Source organism: Mycobacterium sp., assembly GCF_052144515.1.
Classification (GTDB): domain Bacteria; phylum Actinomycetota; class Actinomycetes; order Mycobacteriales; family Mycobacteriaceae; genus Mycobacterium.
On sequence record NZ_JBKQQD010000226.1, the window covers coordinates 19,260 to 34,530 of the forward strand.

The 15,271-nt window shown below is 66.1% G+C and carries 17 protein-coding genes; 9 read left to right on the forward strand and 8 right to left on the reverse strand.

The window, feature by feature from the left end; translation table 11 throughout:
- The first annotated feature begins 54 nt into the window (after positions 1–54).
- Together ACLP9N_RS15935 and ACLP9N_RS15940 are read left to right on the forward strand one after the other, a co-directional pair.
- Positions 55–513 (forward strand): glycine zipper 2TM domain-containing protein, encoded by a 459-nt coding sequence (locus ACLP9N_RS15935; protein WP_442408347.1) that lies wholly within the window; start codon positions 55–57, stop codon positions 511–513.
- Positions 510–1,880: an FAD-containing oxidoreductase gene (locus ACLP9N_RS15940; RefSeq protein ID WP_442408331.1), complete on the forward strand. Its 1,371-nt coding sequence runs from the start codon at positions 510–512 to the stop codon at positions 1,878–1,880. The genes ACLP9N_RS15935 and ACLP9N_RS15940 overlap by 4 nt, the downstream gene beginning before the upstream one ends.
- Here ACLP9N_RS15940 and ACLP9N_RS15945 read toward each other — a convergent pair.
- Positions 1,877–2,728, reverse strand: coding sequence for a RecB family exonuclease (locus tag ACLP9N_RS15945; protein WP_442408332.1), 852 nt, complete (start codon positions 2,726–2,728; stop codon positions 1,877–1,879). The two genes, ACLP9N_RS15940 and ACLP9N_RS15945, sit on opposite strands and share 4 nt — an antisense overlap.
- Positions 2,729–2,812: 84 nt before the next feature.
- Here ACLP9N_RS15945 and trmI point away from each other — a divergent pair, with 84 nt between their 5' ends.
- Positions 2,813–3,655 (forward strand): tRNA (adenine(58)-N(1))-methyltransferase TrmI, encoded by an 843-nt coding sequence (gene trmI, locus ACLP9N_RS15950; RefSeq protein ID WP_442408333.1) that lies wholly within the window; start codon positions 2,813–2,815, stop codon positions 3,653–3,655.
- A 278-nt stretch (positions 3,656–3,933) separates the two neighbouring features.
- Here trmI and ACLP9N_RS15955 read toward each other — a convergent pair whose 3' ends face one another.
- The 4 genes from ACLP9N_RS15955 to ACLP9N_RS15970 are packed head-to-tail and all read right to left on the reverse strand — an operon-like array spanning position 3,934 to position 5,196.
- The gene (locus ACLP9N_RS15955; protein ID WP_442408334.1) at positions 3,934–4,062 is read right to left on the reverse strand and encodes a hypothetical protein; all 129 of its coding nucleotides are present in this window, start codon (positions 4,060–4,062) and stop codon (positions 3,934–3,936) included.
- 57 nt (positions 4,063–4,119) lie between these two features.
- Positions 4,120–4,257: a hypothetical protein gene (locus tag ACLP9N_RS15960; RefSeq protein ID WP_442408335.1), complete on the reverse strand. Its 138-nt coding sequence runs from the start codon at positions 4,255–4,257 to the stop codon at positions 4,120–4,122.
- Between the two features lie 16 nt (positions 4,258–4,273).
- Positions 4,274–4,567 carry a DUF503 domain-containing protein gene (locus tag ACLP9N_RS15965; protein WP_442408348.1) on the reverse strand — a complete coding sequence of 98 codons (294 nt, stop codon included), beginning with the start codon at positions 4,565–4,567 and terminating at the stop codon, positions 4,274–4,276.
- An 8-nt stretch (positions 4,568–4,575) separates the two neighbouring features.
- On the reverse strand, positions 4,576–5,196 hold the full coding sequence (locus tag ACLP9N_RS15970; RefSeq protein WP_442408336.1) for a hypothetical protein: 621 nt from the start codon (positions 5,194–5,196) through the stop codon (positions 4,576–4,578).
- Between the two features lie 287 nt (positions 5,197–5,483).
- Here ACLP9N_RS15970 and arc point away from each other — a divergent pair, with 287 nt between their 5' ends.
- Positions 5,484–7,313 (forward strand): proteasome ATPase, encoded by a 1,830-nt coding sequence (arc, locus tag ACLP9N_RS15975; RefSeq protein WP_442408337.1) that lies wholly within the window; start codon positions 5,484–5,486, stop codon positions 7,311–7,313.
- A 3-nt stretch (positions 7,314–7,316) separates the two neighbouring features.
- Here arc and ACLP9N_RS15980 read toward each other — a convergent pair whose 3' ends face one another.
- Together ACLP9N_RS15980 and ACLP9N_RS15985 are read right to left on the reverse strand one after the other, a co-directional pair.
- On the reverse strand, positions 7,317–7,922 hold the full coding sequence (locus ACLP9N_RS15980; RefSeq protein WP_442408338.1) for a hypothetical protein: 606 nt from the start codon (positions 7,920–7,922) through the stop codon (positions 7,317–7,319).
- Positions 7,923–7,980: 58 nt separating this feature from the next.
- On the reverse strand, positions 7,981–9,198 hold the full coding sequence (locus tag ACLP9N_RS15985) for a hypothetical protein (protein WP_442408339.1): 1,218 nt from the start codon (positions 9,196–9,198) through the stop codon (positions 7,981–7,983).
- Positions 9,199–9,303: 105 nt separating this feature from the next.
- On the opposite strand from ACLP9N_RS15985, the gene dop reads away from it, so the two are divergent.
- The 5 genes from dop to pafA all read left to right on the forward strand — a co-directional run bounded on the left by dop (position 9,304) and on the right by pafA (position 14,178).
- On the forward strand, positions 9,304–10,812 hold the full coding sequence (gene dop / locus ACLP9N_RS15990) for a pup deamidase/depupylase (RefSeq protein WP_442408340.1): 1,509 nt from the start codon (positions 9,304–9,306) through the stop codon (positions 10,810–10,812).
- 115 nt (positions 10,813–10,927) lie between these two features.
- A complete protein-coding gene (locus ACLP9N_RS15995) occupies positions 10,928–11,122 on the forward strand; it encodes a ubiquitin-like protein Pup (RefSeq protein WP_085233035.1) in 195 nt (64 codons plus the stop codon).
- Positions 11,119–11,982 (forward strand): proteasome subunit beta, encoded by an 864-nt coding sequence (prcB, locus tag ACLP9N_RS16000; protein WP_442408341.1) that lies wholly within the window; start codon positions 11,119–11,121, stop codon positions 11,980–11,982. The genes ACLP9N_RS15995 and prcB overlap by 4 nt, the downstream gene beginning before the upstream one ends.
- Complete coding sequence (gene prcA, locus ACLP9N_RS16005; protein WP_442408342.1) at positions 11,979–12,752, forward strand: proteasome subunit alpha; 774 nt, start codon at positions 11,979–11,981, stop codon at positions 12,750–12,752. The genes prcB and prcA overlap by 4 nt, the downstream gene beginning before the upstream one ends.
- Before the next feature lie 67 nt (positions 12,753–12,819).
- Positions 12,820–14,178, forward strand: coding sequence for a Pup--protein ligase (gene pafA, locus ACLP9N_RS16010; protein ID WP_442408343.1), 1,359 nt, complete (start codon positions 12,820–12,822; stop codon positions 14,176–14,178).
- A 45-nt stretch (positions 14,179–14,223) separates the two neighbouring features.
- Here pafA and ACLP9N_RS16015 read toward each other — a convergent pair whose 3' ends face one another.
- Positions 14,224–15,165, reverse strand: coding sequence for a ferritin-like domain-containing protein (locus ACLP9N_RS16015; RefSeq protein WP_442408344.1), 942 nt, complete (start codon positions 15,163–15,165; stop codon positions 14,224–14,226).
- Positions 15,166–15,271: the final 106 nt, after the last annotated feature.

Below are 15,271 nucleotides of genomic sequence, written 5' to 3' on the forward strand. Positions count from 1 at the left end.
TTGCGCGTAGAACCCAGGAGGGTCGCCGTGACACATCATTTGCTCGTCCTGCTCATGGCTTTACTGATCGGCATCGTCGCCGGATTGCGCTCGCTGACGGCTCCTGCCGTGGTCGCCTGGGCCGCCGTCCTTACCTGGTTCAACCTGGATCACACCTGGGCGTCCTGGATGGGCAGCAAGATCACGCTTGTCGTGCTCAGCCTGCTTGCGGTGGCCGAACTGGTCAACGACAAACTTCCCAAGACGCCGCGGCGCACCGCGCCGCCGGTGTTCGCTGCCCGGATCATCTTGGGGGCCTTCGCCGGCGCGGTCATCGGCACCGTGTGGGGCTACAAGTGGGGCGGACTGGGTGCCGGCATCGTCGGTGCGGTGCTCGGCACCCTGGGGGGCTATCAGGCGCGCAAGCGCCTGGTGGCCGCAACCGGCGGTAAGGACTTGCCGATCGCGCTGCTCGAGGATGCGGTCGCGGTCTTGGGTGGGTTCGCCGTCGTTGCGGCGACGGCCTCTCTGTGACAGCGCATTTCGACGCGATCATCGTCGGCGCTGGCCAGGCCGGGCCACCGCTGGCGGGCCGCCTGACAGCCGCCGGGCAGCGCGTCGCGATAGTGGAGCGCAAACACGTCGGCGGCACCTGCGTCAACACCGGATGCATCCCGACCAAGACGCTTGTCGCCAGCGCGCACGCCGCGCAACTGGCACGGCGCGGCTCGGAATACGGCATCGGGACCGGACCGGTCAGTGTTGACATGGCGAAAGTCAAGGCCCGCAAGGACGGCATCATGCTCGCCGACCGCAAGGGTGTCGAACGCTGGTTGGAAGGCATGGACGGTTGCACCGTCGTTCGCGGTCACGCCCGCTTCGAAGACCCGCACACGCTGCGGGTCGATGACCAGCTGTTGCAAGGCGACCGGATCTTCCTCAACGTGGGCGGTCGTGCGGTGGTGCCGGACATCCCGGGCCTCTCCGATATCGAGTTCCTCACCAACGTGTCGATCCTCGAACTCGACACGGTGCCATCCCATCTCGTCATCGTCGGCGGCAGCTACATCGGGCTGGAGTTCGCGCAGATGTACCGCCGCTTCGGGGCCCGGGTGACCGTCGTCGAACGGGGCCCGCGGCTGGCTGCCCGCGAGGACGAAGACGTCTCCGCCACCATCAAAGAGATCCTGCAGGCCGAAGGGATCGACGTTGTCCTCGGCGCCGAAGACATACGGATCACCAAGCGCGACACAGGCTTTGAACTGAAACCCGGCGCCGGTGCCGCACCGATGCAGGGCAGCCATCTGCTGATGGCGGTGGGCCGGCAGCCCAACACGGACGATCTGGGTCTTCAGGCGGCGGGTGTCCAGACCGACGCCCGCGGCTACATCGTGGTCGACGATGCGCTCAAGACCAACGTCGACCACATCTGGGCGATGGGTGACTGCAACGGCAAGGGCGCCTTCACGCACACGTCGTACAACGACTTCGAAATAGTCGCCGCCAACCTGCTCGACGATGACCCGCGCCGGGTGAGCGATCGCATCACCACCTATGCGCTGTATATCGATCCGCCGCTGGGGCGCGCCGGCATGACCGTCGACCAGGTCCGTGCATCGGGCCGCAAGGCGCTGGTCGGCAAGCGGCCGATGACCAGGGTCGGCAGAGCCGTGGAAAAAGGTGAGACGCAAGGCTTTATGAAGGTCGTGGTAGACGCCGACACGCACGAGATCCTGGGAGCGGCCATCTTCGGGGTGGGTGGCGATGAGTCCATTCACTGCATTCTGGACGTCATGTCAGCCAAGGCGCCCTACACCACGCTGTCGCGCACGATGCACATCCACCCAACGGTCAGCGAGCTCATTCCCACGATGCTGCAGGAGATGTCGCCGCTCGTTTAGCCGGCCAGTAGTTGCTCGGGCCACCCGGGGTAGGGCGGCGGCGTCCCGCCGAACACGGGACAGTGTTCCTGGTGCGGGCACCACTCGCATAACCGCGACTGGTTGGCTCGGAAATCGCCTGTCTGACTCGCGGATTGGATCGCGCGCCAGATGGCCATCAGCGTCTTCTCGAAGCGCAGCAGCTCCTCGCGGTCCGGGGTGTAGTCCAGCATCTGCCCGTCGGCCAGGTAGATGAGCCGCAGGCGGGCGGCCAGCACACCGCGTGAACGCAGCAGTGCCACCGCATAGAACTTCATCTGAAACATCGCCTTGAACTCGGCCTTCAAGTCGGCCCCAGCCCGCGCGGCCGGCGGCGCCTTACCGGTCTTGTAGTCGACCACCCGCAGCTCGCCGGTGGCGGCGATGTCGATGCGGTCGATGAAGCCGCGCAGCAGTGTTCCGTCGGCCAGTTCGACCTCCACGCGTTGTTCGCAGCTGTCCGGGTCGAACCGCGTCGGGTCTTCGAGTCGGTAATAGCCGGACAGCAACGCGCGGGCTTCCTCGAGCAATTGGGTGCGCAGGCCGGGGTCCAGCTCGGCGGCCAGCGCGGGCTCCTCGGCGATCATCCGGTCCCACGCGGGTTCCACGAGAGAGTGCGCGGTGTCGGGGCCGCGCTGCGTCGCCGGTAGACCGTAGAGCTGCTCGAGCGCCGTGTGTACCAGCGATCCACGCAGCTGTGCCGCCGACGGCGCCTCGGGCAGCCGGTCGATCGCCCGGAACCGGTACAGCAGCGGACACTGCTTGAAGTCCGCGGCCCGCGACGGCGACAGGGCGGGATGGGACCGGGGTGTGTCCGGCTGGTCCGTCATGACTTCCTCCTTTGTGAAGCCTAGGGCGGCACGCCGACAACCCCGAACACCGCTTACGGCGAGTCGGCTGGCACGCTAGATGGCGTGCCAGCAACCGGTCCGTTCACCGTTGGCGAGCGCGTCCAGCTCACTGACGCCAAGGGCCGCCACTACACGATCGAGCTGACCCCTGGCAGCGAGTTTCACACCCATCGCGGCTCGATCGCCCACGATGCGGTAATCGGGTTGGAGCAGGGCAGCGTCGTCAAGTCCAGCAACGGTGCGCTTTTTCTGGTGCTGCGCCCGCTGCTGGTCGACTACGTGATGTCGATGCCGCGCGGGCCGCAGGTGATCTACCCCAAGGATGCCGCCCAGATCGTGCACGAGGGCGACATTTTTCCGGGTGCCTGCGTGCTGGAGGCCGGCGCCGGATCCGGTGCGCTGACCTGCTCGCTACTGCGCGCCGTCGGCCCGCAGGGGCGGGTGATCTCCTACGAACAGCGCGCCGACCACGCCGAGCACGCCCGCCGTAACGTCTCGGTCTTCCACGGCGGGCCGCCGGACAACTGGCAGCTGATCATCAGCGACGTTGCCGACTCCGAACTGCCCTACGGCTCCGTCGACCGGGCAGTGATGGACATGCTGGCGCCGTGGGAGGTGCTGGACGCCGTGTCGCGGCTGGTGAGCGCCGGCGGCGTGCTGGTGATCTACGTGGCCACCGTCACCCAGCTGTCGCGGGCCGTGGAGGCACTGCGGGCTCAGCAGTGCTGGACCGAACCGCGGGCGTGGGAGACGCTGCAGCGGGGCTGGAACGTCGTCGGCCTGGCTGTTCGGCCGCAGCATTCGATGCGCGGGCACACCGCGTTCCTGATCACGACGCGCAGGCTCGCGCCGGGCGCGGTCGCCCCCGCACCGCTGGGCCGCAATCGGCCAGGACGTGACGATTAGCTGCAAGCTGGTCTCGTCGATTCGGCGTTGACATCGGCCGGCGCTGTCAGGCGCCGAATACCCCGCCACGCTGACCCTCGCCCGATCTCAGCGGCTAGAGTTGGGGTGCCGCTGTCCGCCACACATGGTGCGCCGCGCCCGAACGGAAGTGTGGCTCTTGAGAGATCTTTTGGGGTACAGGCCATGACCGCGTCGTGGGACTCAACGTCGGGCCAGCCGTATTTGCCTGCGGGATCGACACAACACCCGCCGCCTTATCCTGTTGCGCCCGGCACGGATCAAGTCTTGGGACGGCAGCCGAATTCGGGGGCGCCGGCCAGCAGGCCCAGCAACGCTCTTGGTGTCGCGTCTTTGGTCATCGGCCTCGTCGCCCTGGTGGCCAGTGTGACGGTTGTCGCTGGTCTCATGCTCGGTGTCCTTGCCGCGATGTTGGGCGTGATCGCGCGTGCGCAGGTCAAGCATGGTCAAGCCAGCAACGGAGATGTCGCCATCACCGGCGTCGTGCTGGGCGTCCTGGCGATCGTCGCCAGCGCGATCGTTGCCATGTTTTGGGTGGTGCCACAGATGAGGATTACCAGCTCGGAAACGAGGATTACGAGCATTGCAACAAGCTCGGCGCTAGTCGTCGCTACGCAGCAGGCCCCGGCGTGCGGCCAGCAGCTCGAACTCGGGGTGAGCGGCTACCAGACGTTCGGCCTTGTCGAGAACGTCAACGACGTGGCTGCGGTCACCGGACAGCACGGCCACGCCGATGCCGGCCCGGCGGTACAGATCGCGTGAACCGGTCTCGGCGGCCGACACGCTGAACTTGCGCTGCAACTCGGCGACAACAGGACGGATCACCGACCGCTTCTGTTTGAGTGATCGCACGTCGCCCAGCAACACATCGAACTCGAGCCAGCCGATCCACATCCCGCGAGTCACCGAGGAGGCGGCGGCGCCGGGGCCGAAGGCTCGGTCGGAGCCGGTGCCGGGGTCGGCTCCGGTGCCGGGGCCGGTGCCGGAGTGCTCAGACCGGGCGAGTTGCCCAGTGCCAGCAGCGTTTGCGCGGTTCGCTTCGACAGCTGCCAGCCCCCCTGAAAGGGGGTGAACTCCATGGGAAACGTGAACACGCCGTTGTTCGCGCGAGCGGTCTTGACGGTGATGGTGGCCACCACATCAGCCGGATTCTTATCCGACCAGGCGATGTTGTCCGCCACGAAGGTCATCGGTTGATAGCCGTTGTCCCGCAACGCGTTCGTGAACTTGTCCAGGGTGGCCGCGCTCTCGGGGGTTGCGCCCTCGACGAGGTTGAGCTTGTTGGTGCCTAAAACGTTGGGGTCGGCGAGCCGGCCCAGCACGTCGGTGAGGGCTTCGGGCGGAGGCAGGGGAGTGGCCGGGGGGACAGTCGCCGGACTCGACGTGGGCCCAGGGACAGGAGCCGCCGACTGGGCGTCTGAAGACGATGGCTTGGACTCGTGCGACGAACATCCCGAAAGCCCGAACACCGCCGCGGCGACGGCGCTGAGGGCTCCGATGAGGTAGGCGGGGTTCCGGTGCATTCAGCGGACGGCGGCATTCGGCGATGACGGCGCGCCGAACGAGCCAACGGGTGCAACGGAAGTCACACTTGCGACGGCCCCGGCAACGATGACGACGGCTAAGACGCCCGTGGCGAGGGGTTTTATCGGCACCGCCGTCCTTTCGCTCGGCCGGATTTGATGCTGAGGTTACCAGCGTGACCATATTCGTAACTTTCTGTCGGTGTTCGACTCCACACGCGAAAGGGGAATCGCCGGTAGCGTTGTAAGCATCCACCGCGTCATTTCGGGCGGGAAAGGAGCGCAACATGGGTGACTCAGAGCGTTCTGAAGCATTCCGGATCCCTCGTGAAACCGACATGTCCAGCGACGATGCTGCCGAACTAGAACAACTACGCCGTGAGGCAGCACTACTGCGCGAGCAACTCGAGCATTCGGTTGGATCGCACGGGAGCGCCCGCTCTGCCCGCGATGTGCATCAGCTCGAAGCCCGTATCGACTCGCTTGCCGCCCGCAATTCCAAATTAATGGAAACTCTTAAGGAAGCGCGCCAACAACTATTGGCGCTGCGGGAGGAAGTCGACCGGCTGGGACAGCCGCCCAGCGGCTACGGCGTCCTGCTGTCCGCCCACGACGACGAAACGGTCGACGTGTTCACCTCGGGTCGCAAGATGCGCTTGACGTGCTCGCCGAACATCGAAGTCGCCGCCCTCAGGAAGGGCCAATCGGTTCGGCTCAACGAAGCCCTGACCGTCGTCGAGGCCGGCGCGTTCGAATCGGTCGGCGAGATATCCACGTTGCGCGAGGTGCTCGTCGACGGTCACCGGGCCCTGGTCGTCGGGCATGCCGACGAGGAACGCATCGTGTGGCTCGCCGATCCGCTGATCGCCGAGGACTTGCCGGACGGCGTTCCCGACGCCCTCAACGACGACACCAAGCCCCGCAAGCTGCGGCCCGGTGACTCGTTGCTGGTCGACACCAAAGCCGGCTATGCCTTCGAGCGCATCCCCAAGGCCGAGGTCGAAGACCTGGTGCTGGAAGAGGTGCCGGACGTCAGCTACCAGGACATCGGCGGCCTGACCCGGCAGATCGAGCAGATCCGCGACGCCGTGGAGCTGCCGTTCCTGCACAAGGAGCTGTATCGGGAATACCAGCTGCGCCCGCCCAAGGGTGTGCTGCTCTACGGCCCGCCCGGCTGCGGCAAGACCTTGATCGCCAAGGCGGTGGCCAACTCGCTGGCCAAGAAGATGGCCGAGGTCCGTGGCGACGACGCCCGCGAGGCGAAGTCCTACTTCCTAAACATCAAAGGCCCGGAGCTACTGAACAAGTTCGTCGGCGAGACCGAACGCCACATCCGGCTGATCTTCCAGCGCGCCCGCGAGAAGGCGTCCGAGGGCACCCCGGTGATCGTGTTCTTCGACGAGATGGACTCGATCTTCCGCACCCGCGGCACCGGCGTCTCCTCCGACGTCGAGACGACCGTCGTTCCGCAGCTGCTGTCCGAGATCGACGGCGTGGAGGGGCTGGAGAACGTCATCGTGATCGGTGCCTCCAACCGCGAGGACATGATCGACCCCGCGATCCTGCGGCCCGGGCGCCTCGACGTGAAAATCAAGATCGAGCGGCCTGATGCCGAAGCGGCGCAAGACATCTACTCGAAGTATCTGATCGAGTCGCTGCCGGTGCATGCCGACGACCTCGCCGAGTTCGACGGCGACCGCACGGCCTGCATCAGGGCGATGATCGAAAAGGTCGTCGAGCGGATGTACGCCGAGATCGACGACAACCGGGTCCTGGAGGTCACCTACGCCAACGGTGACAAGGAAGTCATGTACTTCAAGGACTTCAACTCCGGGGCGATGATCCAGAACGTCGTCGACCGGGCGAAGAAGAACGCGATCAAGTCGGTGCTGGAGACCGGGCAACCTGGTCTGCGCATCCAGCACCTGCTGGACTCGATCGTCGACGAGTTCGCCGAGAACGAGGACCTGCCCAACACCACCAATCCCGATGACTGGGCACGGATTTCGGGCAAGAAGGGCGAGCGGATCGTCTACATCCGCACCCTGGTCACCGGCAAGTCGTCCAGCGCGTCGCGGGCCATCGACACCGAGTCCAACCTGGGTCAGTACCTGTAAGGGTTAGACGGTCACCAGCGAATAGCTGTTGGTCAGGTCGTCCTGGGTGACCTGGGCGGCGCGGGACGTGGTGTCCACGCGCAGCTCTTCGTTGAGCACCTGCGTCCGGTAGGACCATCCGTCGGGGAGCTTGAGCCGGTCGGCCAGCTTGGGGAGGTCGGCCCGCGTCAGGTTGGGGTCCACCACCTGGCTCCAGGTCTGCATCACCCAGCGGTGGCCGTGGGGGTCCTGGAGTTCGTAGACCTCTTCGCCGGCGTTGAAGACGAACACCGTGTGGCGGGTCACCTTGTTAACGCTGTAGGGCGCGGGGTCCATCGAGGACAGCAGGACCGTGGCCTGCAAGATCATCTCGATTCCCCCGAAGGTCTTCCTGATCTGGGGGCCCTGCTGCTCCTTTTCGATGGAGTTCATCAGCCAGTAGCGCGGGCCGTTGAGCAGGGCCGCGGCCGCACCGTTTTCGGCGGCGATGGCCTGCGGGTCCAGCGCGGACCATAGCTCGGCGGGGCAGTCGTTGAGCGGGAAGCTGTTGTAGACGTTGGCCTGCGGGCCGGCCTCGCCGGGGGTCACGAGAAGCACTTCGCCATAGCGTTTTCCGGACAGGTCGGTCATTGGTCCTCGCACTTCATCGTGGGTTCAGGGGCGGACACCAGGGTATTGGTGACTGACGTCAACGGGCGTCAACATCGGAAATATTTGCGCGATCCGCTTGCCCGTCCGCCTCCGCGGCGTTGCGGTAGCGATTGCGCGCGATCAGCGCGGCATGCAGATCCTCGATCCGCGGGTCGAGGAACGTCGAGCGGTAATCACCATCGCCGACTGCGCGCGCGCTGACATACATGAACGTCAGTGCGCCGAGGAAAAGACTCATATGGATCAGCGAATCGGGCACCGGAAGCGTCCAGCCCAGCACGATCGATTCCGACCGGCTGAGGTGAGTCCATTCCTTGAGCAGCTCGGGAGTGAGCACGATCAACCCGAGAACCAAGTAGATGGTGCCGGTGAGCGCCGCCACCACCGAGATCTGCACCAGTTGCGAGGTGGCCAGCACGAACACGACGTTGAGACGTTCGATCCTGGTCGGCCGAAAAGTGTCCGAGCCGTCCGGATCGGGCTTGGGATCGGGCATGGCGGCAAACGGTGTGTCGGCGAGCCTTTCGCTGTCGGCGGCTACAACCGCGCTGGACCGCAGCATGGGTCTGACGCGTTCCACCGTCGCGGATATCACGAAGGCCGCCGCGATGCTGACCAGAAACACCATTGCGAGCAAAAGCCGCTTGCCGTTGATCGTCGCGGCCATGATCCAGACGTAGGTGTTGAAGAACACCAGCGCGGTCAGCAGAACCACGGGCAGGGCCCGCACCGCCAGCGCGCCGACGCTGGCGAGGTGTGACAGCGTGATGCGCACCGCCCACCCGAGTACGGAGCCGACGCCGAGGCCGGTCAGGATCAGCACCACGGCGACGATGACGGCCGATTGCAGCAGCGACGCCGGGCCCGCATCGAGGTACCCGGCAACCGTCAGGACGACCGCCGCGGTAATTCCCGCTACGGCGCGTAACCGGGTGCGCGGTAGGCGGGGCACCAGCCAGCCTACGAGGACCGACAGCGGAAGGGCGGCGGCGACGATCGCGACCACTACCCATTCGATTCCTGCCGGCAGCCCCTCGATCCGGACTTCATGGGTGCCGGTGATCAGAAAGAGCGGGATCCCACAGCTCTGAAACGTCGCGTAGGCCGCAAGGACGGGCGCTGACCGCGACCACAGCCGTCGCCATCGCCCTCGTCTCGTCAGCACCGTGGGCAGGCCGCGCTGTAAGAACCAGCTTTCAGCCTCGGCGCTCACCGATGTTTGGCGTGCCGACATGCGCCGCGGCGAAAGGCTCATCACGGGTCACCCTAGATCGTCCAGCCCGTCGCTCGCTGTCAATCGAAGCGCCACGCGCACGATCCCCGCCTCGGCGGGCTGCCGACGGCCCGTAGTCTTTAAGTTATGCAACGGATTATCGGGACGGAGGTCGAGTACGGCATTTCGTCGCCGTCGGACCCGACAGCCAACCCGATCCTCACCTCGACCCAGGCGGTGCTCGCGTACGCCGCCGCCGCGGGCATCCAGCGCGCCAAACGCACCCGGTGGGACTACGAGGTGGAATCGCCGCTGCGCGACGCCCGGGGCTTCGACCTGAGCCGCTCGGCCGGCCCGCCGCCCGTGGTCGACGCCGACGAGGTCGGCGCCGCCAACATGATCTTGACCAACGGGGCGCGGCTCTACGTCGACCACGCGCATCCCGAATACTCCTCGCCCGAGTGCACCGACCCGCTGGACGCGGTGATCTGGGACAAAGCCGGCGAGCGCGTCATGGAGGCCGCCGCCCGACACGTCGCCAGCGTGCCCGGAGCCGCGAAACTGCAGCTGTACAAGAACAACGTCGACGGTAAGGGTGCCTCCTACGGGTCGCACGAGAACTACCTGATGTCACGGCAGACGCCGTTCTCGGCCATCATCGCCGGGCTGACCCCGTTTTTGGTGTCGCGGCAGGTGGTGACCGGCTCCGGGCGGCTGGGCATCGGGCCCTCCGGCGACGAACCCGGTTTCCAGCTTTGCCAGCGCTCCGACTACATTGAGGTCGAGGTCGGGCTGGAAACCACGCTGAAGCGCGGCATCATCAACACCCGCGACGAACCGCACGCCGACGCCGACCGCTACCGCCGGCTGCATGTCATCATCGGCGACGCCAACCTGGCCGAGACGTCGACCTACCTCAAGCTGGGCACCACCGCACTTGTGCTCGACCTGATCGAAGAAGGCCCGGCGCACGGCATCGACCTGTCCGATCTGGCGCTGGCACGGCCGGTGCACGCGGTGCATGCGATCAGCCGGGATCCGTCGCTGCGGGCCGCTGTGGCGCTGGTCGACGGCCGCGAGCTGACCGGCCTTGCGCTGCAACGGATTTACCTGGACCGGGTGGCGAAGCTGGTCGACGGCCGCGACCCGGACCCGCGCGCGGCCGACATCGTCGAGACCTGGGCGCATGTGCTCGACCAGCTCGAGCGTGACCCGATGGACTGCGCCGAGCTACTGGATTGGCCGGCCAAGCTGCGACTGCTGGAAGGTTTCCGGCAACGGGAAAACCTGAGCTGGTCGGCGCCCCGGCTACACCTCGTTGACCTGCAATATTCCGATGTGCGGTTGGACAAGGGCCTGTACAACCGGCTGGTCGCGCGCGGCTCGATGAAGCGGCTGGTCACCGAACACCAGGTCATCGAAGCGGTGGACAACCCGCCGACGGACACGCGCGCTTATTTCCGGGGCGAATGCCTGCGCCGGTTCGGGGCGGACATCGCCGCCGCCAGCTGGGACTCGGTGATCTTCGACCTGGGCGGCGATTCGCTGGTTCGGATCCCCACGCTGGAGCCGTTGCGCGGCAGCAAGGCGCACGTCGGAGCGCTGTTGGACTCGGTGGACAGCGCCGCCGAATTGGTGGAACAACTCACCAGCTAAGAGCCGTTAACCCGGGAAACGTCGGTGTTGACCGGTAGGGTAGAGAAAAGCTTGCGTGCGTTTGTGAAAGCGCGGGCGGCCCCCAAAAATGGGCATGACGAAGCAGGAGGCGGCGATGGCGCAGGAGCAAACCAAACGTGGCGGTGGTGGTGGCGAAGACGACGACGTCACCGGCACGACGGCCGCGGGCCAGGAGCGTCGCGAGAAGCTGGCCGAAGACACCGACGATCTGCTTGACGAGATCGACGACGTCCTGGAGGAGAACGCCGAGGACTTCGTCCGCGCGTACGTCCAAAAGGGCGGACAGTGACCTGGCAGTTCTCCGATCGCCTGTCGCTTAACTCTTCCGCTGTAGACCTGTCCTCGTTCGCTGACTTTCTCCGTCGCCAGGCGCCGGAGCTGCTACCGGCGAGCCTCAGCGGCGGGGCACCGGCGGGCGGGGCCGGCGGGCAGTTGCCGCATGGCACCACCATCGTCGCGCTGAAGTACCCCGGTGGCGTCCTCATCGCCGGCGATCGGCGCTCGACGCAGGGCAACATGATCGCCGGGCGCGATGTGCGCAAGGTATACATCACCGACGACTACACCGCCACCGGCATCGCCGGCACCGCCGCCATCGCCGTCGAATTCGCCCGTCTGTACGCGGTTGAACTCGAGCACTACGAGAAGCTCGAAGGTGTCCCGCTCACGTTTGCTGGCAAGGTGAATCGGCTCGCGATTATGGTGCGCGGCAACCTGGCGGCCGCGATGCAGGGGTTGGTCGCGCTGCCGCTGCTGGCCGGCTACGACATCCGCGCCGCCGACCCCGAGACCGCGGGCCGCATCGTTTCGTTCGACGCCGCCGGCGGCTGGAACATCGAGGAAGAGGGCTACCAGTCGGTGGGGTCCGGGTCGATCTTCGCCAAGTCCTCGATCAAGAAGTTGTATTCGCAAGTCACCGATGTCGATACCGCACTGCGGGTGGCCGTAGAGGCGCTGTACGATGCCGCCGACGACGATTCGGCCACCGGTGGGCCGGACCTGGTCCGGGGCATCTATCCCACGGCGGTCACCATCGGCGCCGACGGGGCGGCCGACGTGGCGGAGAGCCGCATCGCCGAACTGGCCCGCGAAGTTATCGAAAGCCGCTCACGCGCAGACACTTTCGGCCCCGATGGCGGTGAGAAGTGAGCTTCCCGTATTTCATCTCGCCCGAGCAGGCGATGCGCGAGCGCAGCGAGCTCGCGCGCAAGGGCATCGCGCGCGGCCGCAGTGTGGTGGCGCTGGCCTACGCCGGTGGTGTGCTGTTCGTCGCGGAAAACCCGTCGCGATCCCTGCAGAAGATCAGCGAACTCTACGACCGCGTGGGCTTTGCTGCGGCGGGCAAATTCAACGAATTCGACAACCTGCGCCGCGGCGGGATCCAGTTCGCCGACACCCGCGGCTACGCGTATGACCGCCGCGACGTCACCGGCCGGCAGCTGGCCAACGTTTACGCCCAGACGCTGGGCAGCATCTTCACCGAACAGGCCAAGCCATACGAGGTCGAGTTGTGCGTCGCCGAGGTCGCGCACTACGGCGAGACCAGGCCACCTGAGCTCTACCGGATCCTCTATGACGGGTCGATCGCCGACGAGCCACACTTCGTGGTCATGGGCGGCACCACCGAGCCAATCACCACCGCGCTCAAGGAGTCCTACGCCGAGAACGCCGACCTGCCCGACGCGTTGCGGATCGCGGTCGACGCGCTGCGCGCGGGCAATGCGGACACCACGGGCAACGACCAGCCTCGCCTCGGTGTGGCCAGCCTGGAGGTCGCCATCCTGGACGCCAACCGCCCGCGCCGCGCGTTCCGGCGGATCGGCCGGTCGGTATTGGAGACGCACCTGAAGGACCTGGATTCCCAGGACGCTGAAACAGAAGAAAAAGGCCCCGAATCCAACGGCGAAGCGTCGGACTAGACGCCGCTATCCATCCTTAGGCGCGGCTGCTCACCGTCGCGCTCGGACAACTTGTACCCTCGATTACGTGCAGCGACGAATCATGGGCATCGAGACCGAGTTCGGTGTGACCTGCACGTTCCACGGCCACCGTCGGCTCAGCCCGGACGAGGTGGCGCGCTACCTGTTCCGGCGGGTGGTGTCCTGGGGGCGTAGCTCGAACGTTTTCCTGCGTAATGGCGCGCGCCTTTACCTAGACGTCGGCAGCCATCCCGAGTACGCCACCGCCGAATGCGACAGCCTGGTGCAGCTGGTCACGCACGACCGGGCCGGCGAATGGGTGCTGGAAGACCTGCTGGTCGACGCCGAGCAGCGCCTGACCGACGAGGGCATCGGCGGCGACATCTACCTGTTCAAGAACAACACCGACTCGGCGGGTAACTCCTACGGCTGCCACGAGAATTACCTGATCGTGCGCGCCGGCGAGTTCTCCCGGATCTCCGATGTGCTGCTTCCGTTCCTGGTCACCCGCCAGCTGATCTGCGGGGCCGGCAAGGTGCTGCAGACCCCCAAGGCCGCGACGTTCTGCCTCTCGCAACGCGCCGAGCACATCTGGGAGGGCGTCTCTTCGGCGACCACCCGTAGCCGGCCGATCATCAACACCCGCGACGAGCCGCACGCCGACGCCGAAAAGTACCGGCGGTTGCACGTCATCGTCGGCGACTCGAACATGTGTGAGACCACCACCATGCTCAAGGTGGGCACCGCGGCGCTGGTGCTGGAGATGATCGAAGCGGGCGTGGCGTTCCGCGATTTCTCGCTGGACAACCCGATTCGCGCCATCCGGGAGGTCAGCCACGACGTCACCGGCCGTCGGCCGGTGCGGCTGGCCGGCGGGCGTCAGGCCAGCGCGCTGGATATTCAGCGGGAGTACTACACCCGCGCCGTCGAACACCTGCAGAGCCGGGAGCCCAACGCGCAGATCGGGCAGGTCGTCGACCTGTGGGGCCGCCAGCTTGACGCCGTCGAGAGCCAGGATTTCGCTAAGGTGGACACCGAGATCGACTGGGTGATCAAGCGCAAGCTGTTCCAGCGCTACCAGGATCGGTACAACATGGAGCTGTCCGACCCGAAGATCGCCCAGCTGGATCTCGCCTACCACGACATCAAGCGCGGGCGCGGCGTGTTCGACCTGCTGCAGCGCAAGGGCCTGGCGGCGCGCGTCACCACCGACGAGGACATCGCGGAGGCCGTCGAGAAACCACCGCAGACCACCCGCGCGCGGCTGCGTGGTGAGTTCATCAGCGCCGCCCAGGCGGCGGGGCGTGACTTTACCGTCGACTGGGTGCACCTCAAGCTCAACGACCAGGCCCAGCGCACCGTGCTGTGCAAGGACCCTTTCCGGGCGGTTGACGAGCGGGTCAAGCGGCTGATCGCCAGCATGTAGGGTGGTGCCGCAAACCGGGTAACCTGCCCGTCGTCCGGGCGTTCGTCAGTTTCTGCTGCTGTGCTGGGTCTTGAGTGCGGCCAGTTGATTCTCGATGGCGGTGGTCGCCCCCGCGCGGTCCTTGTGGCTGTGCTCGTAGCGCAGCAGCGCGGTCAGCGCGGCGAGATCGGTGAGCTTTTGTACTGAACCCTCGACTTCACTGACGGTGAGGTCGTCGTAGTTGTCGATGGGTAGCTCGTCTTCGGTGAGGCCCCCGGCCAGGACGCGGGTGCGGTGCAGGGTGGTCGCGAACCTGCGTGCGCCTTTTCGGGTGGCTATCTGCTCTGCTTGATGGAGCCCAGCGTCGCGGCTGGCGGTCAAGGAGTCGACGGCGGCTTCGGTGACGGTGGTCACGCGCGAACGGGCGCGGGCAGCGGCCTCGGCGGTTTCGTTGATCCACTCGGCCGCCCAGCGGGTCGGATAATTGGCGGCCCTGGTGAGTCGACCCACTGCAATCTGCACCGGGGTGGGCCGCACTGCGGTGGGCTCTCCGGAGGCTTCTTGGGCGAGCACCGAGGTGATCCACTCGACAGTTTCTTGATGTGCGGCCTGTAGACGCCGCGCCAGCAGTCGGATGTCGATGTGATCTGCCGCGTCGGCGAGGGCCTCGAGATAGCGTGCGCGGTCGAGTAATTGGTGTTCGAGGGCGAGGTCACCGAACAACGCGCCGGTGAGGGGTTGACCTTGTTCGACTACGGCCTTCGCCAGCGCGGTCGCGCGGCCCAGCGCGGGGGTAATCACGTCGGGAACGCCGCCGAGATCGCGCAGTGCCGCTGCGATCAGCAGGGCACGTTCTTGCGCGTTGGCCGCATTTGTCGTGAATTGTTGGCGCACAGTATCGTTGCGGGCCTGCACCAACCGGGTTTGCGCGATCTGAATTTCGCTGTTGGTGAGGTGATGCAGTATGCGAAGTTGGCCTATGAGCTTATCGGTGTTGGTGTGAGTCACGGTTTTCTCCTGAAGATTTCGGGTTTTGTACTGGGCTGCTTTGGGTGTTGGGCTGGAGGTTGAGGCATTCCGCTGCCGCCGGAAGGGTTGTGGCCTGCCGCCGTGG

Excerpts from the sequence above, each read along its gene's own strand:
- ACLP9N_RS15945 (WP_442408332.1), bottom strand. The coding sequence starts at position 2,728 with ATGACGGACCAGCCGGACACACCCCGGTCCCATCCCGCCCTGTCGCCG.
- ACLP9N_RS15970 (WP_442408336.1), bottom strand. The coding sequence starts at position 5,196 with ATGCACCGGAACCCCGCCTACCTCATCGGAGCCCTCAGCGCCGTCGCC.
- dop (WP_442408340.1), top strand. The coding sequence starts at position 9,304 with ATGCAACGGATTATCGGGACGGAGGTCGAGTACGGCATTTCGTCGCCG.
- ACLP9N_RS15995 (WP_085233035.1), top strand. The coding sequence starts at position 10,928 with ATGGCGCAGGAGCAAACCAAACGTGGCGGTGGTGGTGGCGAAGACGAC.
- ACLP9N_RS15955 (WP_442408334.1), bottom strand. The coding sequence starts at position 4,062 with ATGAGACCAGCGACAACCGTCACACTGGCCACCAGGGCGACGAGGCCG.
- arc (WP_442408337.1), top strand. The coding sequence starts at position 5,484 with ATGGGTGACTCAGAGCGTTCTGAAGCATTCCGGATCCCTCGTGAAACC.
- ACLP9N_RS15980 (WP_442408338.1), bottom strand. The coding sequence starts at position 7,922 with ATGACCGACCTGTCCGGAAAACGCTATGGCGAAGTGCTTCTCGTGACC.
- ACLP9N_RS15935 (WP_442408347.1), top strand. The coding sequence starts at position 55 with ATGGCTTTACTGATCGGCATCGTCGCCGGATTGCGCTCGCTGACGGCT.
- ACLP9N_RS15960 (WP_442408335.1), bottom strand. The coding sequence starts at position 4,257 with ATGCTCGTAATCCTCGTTTCCGAGCTGGTAATCCTCATCTGTGGCACC.
- ACLP9N_RS15965 (WP_442408348.1), bottom strand. The coding sequence starts at position 4,567 with ATGTGGATCGGCTGGCTCGAGTTCGATGTGTTGCTGGGCGACGTGCGA.
- ACLP9N_RS15985 (WP_442408339.1), bottom strand. The coding sequence starts at position 9,198 with ATGAGCCTTTCGCCGCGGCGCATGTCGGCACGCCAAACATCGGTGAGC.